The sequence below is a fragment of the Lysinibacillus alkalisoli genome, assembly GCF_014643595.1.
Taxonomy (GTDB): Bacteria; Bacillota; Bacilli; order Bacillales_A; family Planococcaceae; genus Metalysinibacillus; species Metalysinibacillus alkalisoli.
Map to the genome: position 1 here is coordinate 97,021 of NZ_BMJT01000001.1, position 13,026 is coordinate 110,046.

The window sequence follows — 13,026 nt, forward strand, 5'->3', positions numbered from 1 at the left end:
AAATGTAAAGTGGCAAAGGGAGCATTTATGTTTCCCTTTGCCACTTTTTTATGATGTGCTATTGTACGAAATAAGATTATTCAAATTCAATGAGTAAATCACCGGTTTGAATACTGTCACCAGACTGTACATAAATTTGTTTAATGACACCTGCGCGAGGTGCTTGAATCGTCGTTTCCATCTTCATAGCTTCTGTAATAATGAGATGGTCGCCTTGCTTCACTGATTCACCAACATCCACAAGAACATTCAAGATAGCGCCAGGCATTGTAGCACCAATATGGTTATGGTTTTTAGCATCTGCTTTTGCTGCTTGCTTAACAGTCGTTTGAACGTTTTTATCTTTAACACGAACTGTACGTGTTTGCCCATTAAATTCAAAAGTAATGTTGCGCATGCCATCAGCGGCTGCCTCACCAATAGCAATCAATTTAATGATTAACGTTTTTCCTTTTTCAATTTCTACACTAATTTCTTCGTCTACTGTCATACCATGTAAAAATGTAGGTGTATCTAATGATGAAATATCACCAAATAGGCTTTGTGTTTGGCAATATTCCAAAAATACTTTTGGATATAAGGCATAGGCAAGTAAATCCTGCTCTGTAGGCTCGCGTAATATTTCTTCTTGTAATTCTACTTTAAGTGCATCAAAGTCTACTGTTGGAATTAGCTCACCAGGACGTACTGTAATGGGTGCTTTGCCTTTTAAGATAATCTTTTGTAGCTCTTGTGGGAACCCGCCCACAGGTTGACCTAGATAGCCAGAGAATAATTCAACAACAGAGTCAGGGAAGTCAATTGCCATGCCTCTTTCAAATATGGCTTGTTCATCTAAATCATTTTGCACCATAAATAATGCCATATCACCAACGACTTTGGATGAAGGAGTTACTTTAATAATATCGCCAAATAAGAGATTGACTCGCGCATACATATCTTTTACTTCGTTCCAACGTTCACCTAAACCCACACCCTTGGCTTGTTGACGTAAATTACTAAATTGGCCACCAGGCATTTCATGTTGGTATACTTCTGTGTTGGATGCCTTAAGTCCACTTTCAAAATCGCTATAGTATTTGCGCACATCCTCCCAATAAGATGACAGGTCTTCCATAGCATTGATAGCTACCTCAGGTTGGCGGTCATGGCCTTCCATAGCGTAATATAATGTTTGCATATTAGGTTGAGAAGTGAGACCTGATAAAGCACCTATCGCTGTATCTACAATGTCAACGCCAGCCTCAATGGCTTTCGCATACATATAAATGCCATTGCCACTTGTATCATGGGAATGTAAGTGGATAGGGATGTCTACAGTAGCTTTTAACTCACTTACTAAACGCTCCACAGCATTTGGCTTTAATAGTCCAGCCATATCTTTAATCGCTAAGATATGAGCACCAGCGTCTTCAAGTTGCTTAGCCATCTTTTTATAATAATCAATTGTATATTTCGCACGTGATGGATCGTTTAAATCACCTGTGTAACAAATTGCAGCTTCTACAATTTTATCCGTTTGACGAGCAGCATTAATGGCTACTTGCATACCTTCAATCCAGTTTAAACTATCAAAAATACGGAAAACATCTACCCCAGCGTTGGCAGCTTCTTTAACAAAGCGCTCAATCACATTATCCGCATAATTTTTATAGCCAACAGCGTTTGAAGCACGTAATAACATTTGGAATAATGTGTTTGGTGCAAGTTGACGCATCGTTTCTAAACGTTTCCAAGGGTCTTCCTTTAAATAGCGATAAGCGACATCAAATGTGGCACCACCCCATACTTCCATCGAAAATAAATGAGGTAATAAATCTGCTGTTTCTTTTGTGATTGTAAGCAAATCTTTAGAGCGAATACGTGTTGCTAATAGCGATTGGTGAGCATCTCTAAATGTAGTGTCAGTTATTAATGTTTTCGGTTGGTCTTTTACCCAACGGCTTACAGCAGCAGGCCCATGTTGGTCTAATATTGTTTTAGCAGTAACCATTTCTGTTGGTGTTTCACTTTTTGGTACGATTAATTTATCAAATACTGGTTTTTGGCGTGTTTCAACATCAGGAAAACCATTAACAGTTACATTAGCAATGTATGATAACATTTTTGTCCCGCGGTCACGACGTTCAGGGAAGGCGAATAAGCCAGGTGTAATATCAATGAATGAAGTATTATAATCGCCATTTAAAAAGTTAGGGTGATTAACAACGTTCTCTAAAAAAGGAATGTTTGTTTTAATCCCTCTAATACGAAACTCACGTAAATTACGCGCCATTTTAGAAGCTGCTTTTTCAAATGTCATGGCATGTGTAGACAATTTTACGAGTAAAGAATCATAAAATGGTGTGATTACAGCACCTTGGAAAGCATTACCTACATCTAAACGAACCCCAAAACCACCGCCTGAACGATACGCACTAATACGTCCTGTATCTGGCATAAAGTGATTTAATGGGTCTTCTGTTGTAATGCGTGATTGAATGGCAAAGCCATGTGTGGAAATATCTTCTTGTTGTGGAATACTAAGCTCACTGCCATGTAGTTCATAACCTTCGGCGATTAAAATTTGCGATTGCACAATATCAATGCCTGTTACCATTTCGGTAATGGTGTGTTCTACTTGAATACGAGGGTTTACCTCAATAAAGAAAAATTCATTCTGAGATACTAAAAACTCCACTGTACCAGCATTCACATAGTTAATATTATTGCCTAATTTTACAGCGGCCTCACAAATCTGTTTACGCAATTCAATAGATAACCCAACAGAAGGTGCTACTTCTACAACTTTTTGGTGACGACGTTGTACAGAGCAGTCTCGCTCAAAAAGGTGCACGAGGTTGCCATGTTGGTCAGCTAAAATTTGGACTTCAATATGTTTAGGCTGATGCACAAAACGTTCTACATAAACTTCATCATTGCCAAATGCTGCCTTTGCCTCGGATTTTGCTCTTTGGTAAGCATCAGCTAATTCACTTGCTTCTTGTACAATCCGCATCCCTCTACCGCCACCACCTAGTGATGCTTTAATAATAATAGGGTAGCCATATGTATTAGCAAATGCTTCTACATCATGTAATGAGGTCACAGGGCCATCACTACCAGGTATGACAGGGATCCCTGCTAATTTTGCTTGTTCTTTCGCTTTAACTTTGTCACCAAACATGTCGAGGTGTTTCGTAGCAGGTCCAATAAAAATAATATCGGACTCTTCACAAAGTTCTGCGAATGCGATATTTTCTGACAAAAAACCATACCCAGGATGTATAGCATCCGCTCCGCTTAGTTTCGCGATACGAATAATATCCTCCATAGCTAAATAGGCATCAATCGGTGCTAACCCTTCGCCTACTAGGTACGATTCGTCAGCTTTATTACGATGATAAGATGTGCTATCTTCTTTTGAATAAATAGCGACCGTTTGTATACCAAGCTCGTTACAAGCTCGGAAAATACGAATGGCAATTTCCCCTCTGTTTGCTACAAGAATCTTTTTAATGCGCTTAGTCATCATCACAACCCCTTTGTAAGTGTATCGAAATAAGCTTTGTTTCTTGCAAAATATCATTGCTCATGTACATTTTCCCATTTTGCAATGAGTACTTTAAAGTTATCAAAGGCACTAAACTATTTCAACCTGAATTCTATCAAATAGTTGGACTTTAAATCTGTTATATTAAAAGTACATCAATTTTGTTATACTTTGTATATAACAAAAAGGAGATGATTGAGATGGAAGAAGTATGGCAAAGTATTCCTTGGAAATTAATATTGCCGCTTATTGTTATACAACTATTACTAATGGGAATAGCACTTATTGATATTAAACGCTCACATGAGGTTAATGGACCTAAGTTAGTATGGGTGTTAATTGTCCTTTTTATCAGTATGTTAGGCCCTGTTCTATATTTTATTTTAGGGAGAAGACAATCATGATAAAAGTAGAAAATTTAACCAAACACTATGGTCATCATATAGCAGTCCAAAATGTAAGTTTTACGCTTGAAAAAAATACGAAAACAGCTTTAATCGGTCCAAATGGAGCAGGAAAAACTACGATATTATCTATGTTGACACAGTTGACAACTGCTACATCAGGCCGTTGTTGGTTACCACCCCCTAAAGAAATCGGGTTTTTGCCACAGTACCCTAAGTTTTATTCATGGCTAAATGCTGAAGAATATTTAATGATGGTAGCTCAATTGAGTGGATTAACAAAAAAACAGGCTATTTTAGCAAGTGCTAAAGTAATTGAAGTTGTCGATTTGATAAAAGATAGCAAAAGAAAGATTGAAGGTTATTCAGGAGGTATGAAACAGCGGCTAGGGATTGCTCAAGCACTCATTCACCAACCGACATTATTATTGTTAGATGAGCCTGTTTCGGCATTAGATCCAATTGGACGACGTGATGTAATGAATATTATTCATAATTTACAAGATACGACAGTATTATATGCCACACATATTTTACATGACGCAGAACAAGTAACAGATAATGTACTTTTTATTCAAGATGGTCAAATTAAAGAGCAAGGTAGTTTACAAGAAGTCAAACAAAAATATGGTGGTAAACAATTAGAAGTTGTTTTTTATACCGTTCAAGATGCTATGCAGTTTGCTGCACAGATGCCAAGTAAAGTAGAAGGTGAGCGTGTGTTATTAAGTGCTACTCGCTATACGATGCATCAATTGTTAGCTATTGCTGCACCGCATAGTGAAAAAATTAAAAGATTAGGCTGGAAGGAACCTTCGTTAGAAGATATTTTTTTGGAGGTGGGAAAATGAATCAACCTGTATGGTTACTTATGCAAAAAGAGTATCGTGAAATATGGCGTAGTTATCGGTTAATTTGGTTACCTTTAGTCTTTATTTTATTGGGAATTATGGATCCACTCACTACCTATTATATGAAAGATATTTTACAGGCAGTCGGTAATATACCCGAAGGCATGGCTTTAACATTTCCAAAATTAAGCCCATTAGAGGTGTTAAGTGCTACTATTTCACAGTTCCAAACGATAGGGATTGTCATTGTAATTGTACTTACGGCTATGATGATTAGTAAAGAACGCGAACAAGGTGCAGTCGCCCTTCTCTATATTAGACCGATCCCTGTTGCTTCATTTATATGGAGTAAGCTGTGTAGCATGTTGACGCTTGTATTAATTAGTGTATGTGTTGGTATGTTAGCAAGCACTTATTATATTACTCTTTTATATGGTGCCATAACGATACGCGAGTTGAGTATTGCGTTTAGTCTATATAGTATATGGCTTTTATTTGTGATTAGTTTTGCTCTTTTATGCAGCGCATGGTGTAAAAATGCTTTATCTATTGCATTAAGCGTACTTGTTTTATATGGGGGCATTATTGTAGATGCAATACTTGGTCAATACTGGACAATCTCACCATGGAAATTGCCACATTATGCAGTCGGTGTGTCCATGCATAGTGTGGAGCTACAAGATGTTTGGTTGAGTATTATCAGTAGTGTAATGAGCAGTGTCATTTTCATTGTCGTAGCTATGATAGCGATGAAGCATAAAAAGGATACTGTGACAATTTAACGCTTTAATCTATTCCATCACTCAATGAAAAAGTAAACTATGGTAAAATAAATAAGAGAAAAATGAATAAGGGAGATGGGATTGTGCAAAAACAAAGTAAATGGTTAAAAGCAAGTATGGCCGTTATGCTAGGTGTAACAATTTTAGCACCTACTTCAGCTATGGCTACAGAAAAAGTAACAGAAAAAGTAGAGCAAGCTAAAGAGGCAGTATTTTCTGTAAATATGAAAGTTACAAATGCTAGTGGTACTACAGTAGCTGAGGGGCCGATTGACGTTGCAGAAGGTGCAACAGCACTAGATGCTTTTAAGCAATTTGTGGAGAAGAATGACGTAACCTATTCCGTAGTAGAATCAGATTATGGTCCCTTTTTAGATATGGTAGCAGATGATCAAACAGGCAAATTTAATGGCTGGGATGGTTGGAGTTATAGCATTAATGATGCGGAGCCACAAGTTGGTATTGGTAGTTATGAAGTACAAGCGGATGACCAATTGCATGTCTATTATTCGCGCTGGGCAGCTGTAACTGCTGCGGACATCGTTGATATGGGTGCTGTAAACCCGTCCATAACATTAGACTTAGTTGGGGACGAGTTTGCTGAAGTGCTCGCACAAGACCAGTTTACGATTACAGGGCAAGACATCACAGTAAAGGCGGTAGAAAGAGTTAGTAACCAACAAGTGAAATTACAATTAGCAGGTGAAGTAACTAAGTTAGGTGCTTTAACAGTAGCTATGGATAATGATGTGTTTATTGGCACACCAAGAGACCCTGTGACAACAACGATCAACGTTGTAAATACACCGAAATTTGCGATTAAAGACGGTGTAGCAACAGCTACTGTAAATTCATCAGAGGCAGTCTTGCATACAAATATTGAAAAGAAAATTTTAGAGGACCTTATTGATAAAGTAGATACCATTGTAATTAAAAGTGACTTATCAACTGTGACAATACCAACGGCCTTATTCACAGAAGATTCTTTGAAGCAAGATTTTTCAGCGGTCATGGTTAATGTCACGCATCAAGACGAAAAAGTAACATATGCCATCAACTTAGTGGGAGCAGATGGTAATGCCATCGCCTTACCTATTACATCTGCCTATTCAAGTTTCACTTTTATGAGTAAAGATGGTGCAGTTGCTTACACAGATGATAAATTAAACGCAACACCATATCATGTTAAAGGGAATACAGTCACAGTATTCACTAAAGAAAATAAAACAGTTATGCCTATTGCGAAATCGGTTGAATTAAAAGATATTGCTAAGCTTCCTAACCGTGAACGCATTCAATTTTTAGCAAATCGCCATATTATTAAAGGTTCGCAAGGTAATTTTATGCCTGCTAATAAAGTCACAAGAGGGCAATATGCGGCCATGGTAGCTCGTTCATTAGGTTTAGTACCTACAAAAGAAACAACGTTAAAAGATATTGAAGGTTTAGCATTTGAAGATGCGATTCAAGCGCTTTATGAAGCAGGTATTACAACGGGTGATACTAATGGTAATTACCGACCAGGCGGTACAATTTCACGTGAACATGCCGCAGTATTTACAGCACGTATTTTACGCTATGCAGGTGTGGAAGAAACAACAGAGAAGTTAGGATTTACTGACGTAAAAGCAATCAATGCAGATTATGTAGATGATATTGCTTTTGTTAAATCACAAGGGATTATGAATGGTTATTTGAATGGTAACTTTGGTCCTAAAGATCAATTAACGCGTTCACAATTAGCAGAAATTTTGTATAAAACGTTAGAAACAATCGATTTTAAATAATCAAGCAGTGCTAACTAAGGGACGTCAACAAGGTAAGCTCTTGTTAGGCGTCTTATTTTATTATAGAAAGAGGGACATACAATGAAAAAATGGCTAGGCGCATTAACACTTGGCTTAACAGTTGCAGTAGCACCAGTAGCATCAGCATCAACAATTGATATTACACAAGAGTATAACAAAACAGGACAATATATTATTCAATCCATGCCAGAAGCTAAGTATGGCAGTGAGTGGTATGTATTAGGTTTAGCACGTGGTGATTATGCTGTTCCAACAGGGTATTTCCAAAAGTATTATCAAGATATTGAGCGAGTAGTAGCGGAGAAGAAAGGTATTTTAAATCCTCGCAATCCTATTGACAATGCCAAAATGGCTTTGGTCGTATCTGCAATTGCTAAAGATCCAACGAATGTAGCAGGTTATAATCTCTTAGCCCCTTTAAAAGATTATGCGGCAGTGACAAAAACAGGTGTTATGGGGGCCATTTATGCTTTATTAGCTGTTAATGCTAAAGATTTAACATTCCCGACAGGTGGTACGAATAGCGAACAACGTATGATTGAAGCTATTTTAAATAAACAAACAGCAGATGGTGGCTTTAATTTAACGACTGCGGGTGGTAAAGGTGATGTAGATATTACAGCAATGGCATTGCAAGCTTTAGCACCATACAGTAATGATGAGACCGTAGCGCCAGCCATTGCAAAAGCACAGCAATTTATTAAAGGAAAAAAATTAGCAGATGGCGCATTTCCAGACTACTTTGGCAATCCAACGTCAGAGAGTGCTTCGCAAGTAGTTACTATGTTGGGCGAGTATGGTATCAACCCACAAACAGATAGTGAATTTAGCGATGTATTAACGAGTTTATTGACGTATCGTGCAACAGATGGTGGTTTTAAACATGTCATGATGGAAAAGGGAGCTAATGGTATGGCGACATCTCAAGCTAATTATGCATTAGCTGCTATGAAGCGTGTCAATGATAACAAAACATCCTTATATGATATGTCAGATACAGCTTATCAATTTATTGATTTATTTGGTCATTGGGTACATCCATATGCTATGGAAAGTAAAGAAAAGGGAATCATCGGCGGTTATGCAGATGGTACGTTTCGTGCTGGGAAGAATTTAACACGTGCTCAAGCCGCATCCATTTTAACACGAATGTTAGATTTGAAGCCTACAAGCGCGACCGCATTCCCAGATATATCACATTTGGATAAAAAAACACAGCAAGAAATAATAGCAGCGGCAGACGCTGGTATTATTAAAGGAGACTTACAAGGTAATTTCAATCCAGGTAAAAACATCACACGTGCTCAATTATCTGTTATGTTACACCGCACATATCATGAACAAAAACAGCCTTATCAGCCAAGTGAGTTAGCTCCTTTAAAGGATATTTCACAACTCGATCGTGAAAAACAAGAAGCGATTACTATGGTGTATGATTTTGGAATTGCACAGGGCGTGAATGGTATGTTCTCGCCAGCTAATCCAACAACACGTGGTCAAGCCGCTAAAATGTTTAGCCTTTTTGATGAACAATTGCAAAACTGAGGTGAGTAAGTAAATGAAACGAATATTTTTAGCTTTAAGTATAGTCTTATTCACTATTTTTTTAGGTGCATGTACGATTGAGAGCGTTGATGAATACGAAAAAGCTTCTAAAGAAAGGATAATGGAAGAAAATAAAGAGAGTATAGTAAAAGAAGCCCCTGCTAAAGAAGCAGAGAGCGAACAAAAAAAAGACACAGAGCAAAGTCAACAGACGAGTGAAACACCACTAGCCAAAACAGAACAACAAGAAGATAGAAAAACAGGTGTAGCAAAAGAACAACAAAAAGAAAAAGAGGTACCTACAACACCAAAACCAAATACTCAACAACCTAATCAGCCAAACCCTAAACCACAGCCGCCGCAGCCAAAGAAAAAGACAGTAACGATTAGTATAGATGCTAAAACATTATTACAACATTGGGATATGTTAGAGCCTGCGTTACAAAGTGAAAAATATGTACCGAAGGATGGCATTATTCTACCAGAGACAACTTATGAGTTGGCACATGATAAAGTCACTGTTTGGGATATTTTATTACAGGCAACAAGAGAGCACAAAATACAAATGGAGCACCAAGATGCCAAGGCTTCTATTTATGATAGTGTGTATGTAGAAGGTATTAATCATCTTTACGAGTTTTCAGCAGGCGAATTGAGTGGGTGGATGTTTAGTGTAAATGGCAATTTCGCTAATTATGGTTCGAGTAAATATATTTTACAAGATGGCGATAAAATTCAATGGAGTTACACGGTTGATTTAGGTAAAGATTTGGGGCAGAAAGTGGATGGCTCATGAAGTCTTTTGAGACCTATCATCCTATTGTGTTATTTGTCTACTTTGTATCTGTTATAGGTATTACGATGTTTTTTATGCATCCGATTTATGTGAGTTTAAGCTTTCTCGCAGCCGTTTTAATGAATAGTATTTTATTTGGTGCGCATTTTTGGAAACGTAGCTGGGTTTATGTACTGTTATTTCTTGGTATGGCAATAATCAATCCATTAATTAGTCATAATGGTGAGATGGTATTATTTTATGTCAATCATAATGCTGTGACAGTTGAGGCGATTGCTTATGGTATGGCAATTGCCTTGATGTTACTCGCTGTATTGTTATGGTTTAAGGTATACAATGACACCATGACTTCAGATAAGTTTATTTATTTGTTTGGTCGCATTGTGCCAGTATTTGCTTTAGTCATTTCTATTACATTGCGTCTCGTCCCATTATTTAAACGTCAAATTAAACAAATTACACAGGCGCAAAAAACAATTGGTATGGATTATGCAGTAGGTAATATTTGGCATCGTATCAAAAGTATTGTTCATATTTTTTCAATCTTATTAACATGGGCATTGGAAAATACGATTGAGACAGCTGACGCTATGAAAGCAAGAGGCTATGGTTTGCCAAAGCGTACTACTTTTTCATTATTCCGCTTTGAATTGCGCGACACTATTGTGCTTAGCCTTATTGGCATATTAACTATTGGCACTGTGGTAGGTAGCTTTATTGGCAACACAACGTTTTACTTTTATCCCACGTTTTCACCTATCGAGTTTAATTGGTATAACGTGTTATTCTATATTATTTACACTATGTTATTACTATTACCAGTTGTAATTGAATTGAAGGAGAGATGGCAATGGCGATCCTTGCAGTCGAAAATTTAAGTTTTACGTACCCTGATGAAGAGGAATGTGCTTTACAAGCCATTGATTTCTCGGTTGAAGCAGGTGAATTTATTACGATTATGGGGCAGTCAGGTTGCGGTAAGAGTACTTTATTACGCCACTTAAAGCGAGAGCTCGCTCCACATGGTACAAAGACAGGTAATATTACGTATCAACAAACAAACCTGGCTGATTTAGAAGCAAGGACAGCAGCATCAGAGATTGGTTTTGTGATGCAAAATCCCGAAAACCAAATTATTACAGATAAAGTTTGGCATGAACTTGCATTTGGTTTAGAAAACTTAGGTGTAGACACATTAACCATTCGACGCCGTGTGGCAGAGATGGCAAGTTTTTTTGGTATTCAAAAGTGGTTTAGACAAGATACAGCTACTTTGTCAGGTGGGCAAAAGCAATTAGTAAATTTAGCTGCTGTGATGGTAATGCAACCTAAAATCTTATTGTTAGATGAACCAACATCTCAATTAGACCCCATAGCAGCTATGGAATTTATTACAACATTAAAAAAATTAAACCAAGAACTAGGCCTCACTGTTATTTTAATTGAACACCGCTTAGAAGATGTGTTGCCATTAGCAGACCGTGTTATTGTGATGGACAAAGGGACGATACAGTTTGATGGTGAGCCGACAGCTTTATTACCAACGTTATCACAATTAAATTTGCTAGAGGCTTTACCTTCAAGTATGCGTATTTTTTATAATTTAAACGGCACAGGTCAGCCACCATTAACGGTTAAAGAAGGGCGAACGTGGTTAAGTAAACAAGCTATCAATCAAACTATGTTACCCATACAAGAAGATATAAAAAGACAACCTGTTTTAGAGGTGAAAGGCGTTTATTTTCGCTATGATAAACATGCAGATGATGTGTTAAGAGGGTTAGACTTAACAATAGGTGAGGGAGAGTTATTTACCTTACTAGGAGGCAATGGTACAGGCAAGACGACCGCGTTAAAAGTGTTAGCAGGGCTAGAAAAAGCCTACCGTGGCGATGTAAAAGTGTTTGGTAAAAAGATAAATAAATACGGCCATAATGAATTGTACAGAGAAGTATTAGGGGTGCTACCTCAGGACCCAAAAGTATTATTTCTTGAAAAGACGGTGCGCTTAGATTTAGAAACGATGTGTACCTCGCTTCAATTGCCAACAGACAGATTGCAAGAAGTTGTATCATTGTTGGATATCGCTTATTTACTTGAGCGCCATCCCTATGATTTAAGTGGTGGTGAACAGCAAAAAGCAGCGTTAGCAAAGTTATTATTATTACAGCCTAAAATCATTTTATTAGATGAGCCAACAAAAGGTTTAGATGTGAGAGCTAAACAACAGTTAGCACAAATTTTACGTAGTTTACAACAACAAGATGTTACATTAGTCATTGTAACGCATGATATTGAGTTTTCAGCGAAGTATAGTGACCGATGCGCTTTGTTTTTCGATGGTATTGTCGTTTCAGAAGGCATGCCGCGTACCTTTTATAGCGGTAATAATTTTTATACAACTGCAGCACACCGTATTTCACGCAATCAACTCGTAAATGCGATTACGCCAGAAGATGTGGTGACGTTATGCAAGAGTTAAAGACTAATCCGTTACGCAATATTGTAGCGAGTATTATTGTATTTGTTATCATACCGATTGTATTATATATCGGCATTGCTTTTTTAGGCGACCGTAAATTTTACTTTATTTCTGTAACAATAGCATTATTAGCCTGTGTTCCCTTTTTCATCTCGTTAGAACAAAAACGCACACAAACACGTGAGATTTTGCTAATTGCAGTTATGTCGGCATTATCAGTAGCAGGTCGTTTATTATTTTATTTAGTAGCAGCGTTTAAACCAGTAGCAGCGATTACAATTATATCGGGGATTTATTTAGGTGCAGAAGCTGGATTTTTAACAGGGGCATTGTCAGCGCTCGTTTCTAATATTTATTTTGGACAAGGTCCTTGGACGCCATTTCAAATGTTTATGTGGGGTATTATCGGTTTCATTGCTGGTTTACTTGCAAAGACAGGCATCATGGAGAAAAAGACAGCATTGATTTTATATGGTGTTTTTGCAGGAATATTATTTTCCTTTGGTATGGATGTTTGGGGAGTTATGTCATTAACGGGTATTTTCACTTGGGAAGCCTATACAGCCGCGTTAGTCACAGCAATCCCATTCACGATTACTTATGCCGTATCTAACGTTATTTTCCTGTTATTATTAGCTAAACCAATAGGAGAGAAGTTGGAACGTATTAAAAAGAAGTACGGGCTCATGGAGTAAATGGATGACCTGAAGACCACTGAAGCAAAATCGCACAGTGGTCTTTTTGTATGGTAATGTGACTCATTTTACAGAACTGTAAAAGAAATAAAGAGATGAGCGTTTGTTTTAATAAAAAGTTAATCATTGTC

10 protein-coding genes are annotated in these 13,026 nt (G+C 37.5%); 9 read left to right on the forward strand and 1 reads right to left on the reverse strand.

The features are described from left to right. Positions 1 to 76: 76 nt before the first annotated feature. Positions 77 to 3,514, reverse strand: coding sequence for a pyruvate carboxylase (gene pyc / locus IEW44_RS00425; RefSeq protein WP_188613042.1), 3,438 nt, complete (start codon positions 3,512 to 3,514; stop codon positions 77 to 79). Positions 3,515 to 3,732: 218 nt separating this feature from the next. On the opposite strand from pyc, the gene IEW44_RS00430 reads away from it, so the two are divergent. From IEW44_RS00430 to IEW44_RS15835, 9 genes are all read left to right on the forward strand, one after another. Beyond that, positions 3,733 to 3,936, forward strand: coding sequence for a PLD nuclease N-terminal domain-containing protein (locus tag IEW44_RS00430; RefSeq protein WP_188613043.1), 204 nt, complete (start codon positions 3,733 to 3,735; stop codon positions 3,934 to 3,936). Then, complete coding sequence (locus IEW44_RS00435) at positions 3,933 to 4,787, forward strand: ABC transporter ATP-binding protein (protein WP_229704122.1); 855 nt, start codon at positions 3,933 to 3,935, stop codon at positions 4,785 to 4,787. The genes IEW44_RS00430 and IEW44_RS00435 overlap by 4 nt, the downstream gene beginning before the upstream one ends. Continuing rightward, complete coding sequence (locus IEW44_RS00440; protein ID WP_188613045.1) at positions 4,784 to 5,569, forward strand: ABC transporter permease; 786 nt, start codon at positions 4,784 to 4,786, stop codon at positions 5,567 to 5,569. The genes IEW44_RS00435 and IEW44_RS00440 overlap by 4 nt, the downstream gene beginning before the upstream one ends. An 83-nt stretch (positions 5,570 to 5,652) precedes the next feature. Continuing rightward, positions 5,653 to 7,356 (forward strand): S-layer homology domain-containing protein, encoded by a 1,704-nt coding sequence (locus tag IEW44_RS00445; RefSeq protein ID WP_188613046.1) that lies wholly within the window; start codon positions 5,653 to 5,655, stop codon positions 7,354 to 7,356. Positions 7,357 to 7,437: 81 nt separating this feature from the next. Further along, positions 7,438 to 8,922: an S-layer homology domain-containing protein gene (locus IEW44_RS00450; protein WP_188613047.1), complete on the forward strand. Its 1,485-nt coding sequence runs from the start codon at positions 7,438 to 7,440 to the stop codon at positions 8,920 to 8,922. A gap of 13 nt (positions 8,923 to 8,935) precedes the next feature. Then, entirely contained in the window at positions 8,936 to 9,718 is a 783-nt protein-coding gene (locus IEW44_RS00455) for a DUF4430 domain-containing protein (protein WP_188613048.1), read from the forward strand. Further along, entirely contained in the window at positions 9,715 to 10,596 is an 882-nt protein-coding gene (locus IEW44_RS00460) for an energy-coupling factor transporter transmembrane component T (protein WP_188613049.1), read from the forward strand. The genes IEW44_RS00455 and IEW44_RS00460 overlap by 4 nt, the downstream gene beginning before the upstream one ends. After that, positions 10,569 to 12,200, forward strand: coding sequence for an ABC transporter ATP-binding protein (locus IEW44_RS00465; protein ID WP_229704123.1), 1,632 nt, complete (start codon positions 10,569 to 10,571; stop codon positions 12,198 to 12,200). The genes IEW44_RS00460 and IEW44_RS00465 overlap by 28 nt, the downstream gene beginning before the upstream one ends. Continuing rightward, entirely contained in the window at positions 12,188 to 12,895 is a 708-nt protein-coding gene (locus tag IEW44_RS15835) for an ECF transporter S component (protein WP_229704124.1), read from the forward strand. Before IEW44_RS00465 ends, IEW44_RS15835 begins: the two co-directional genes overlap by 13 nt. Positions 12,896 to 13,026: the final 131 nt, after the last annotated feature.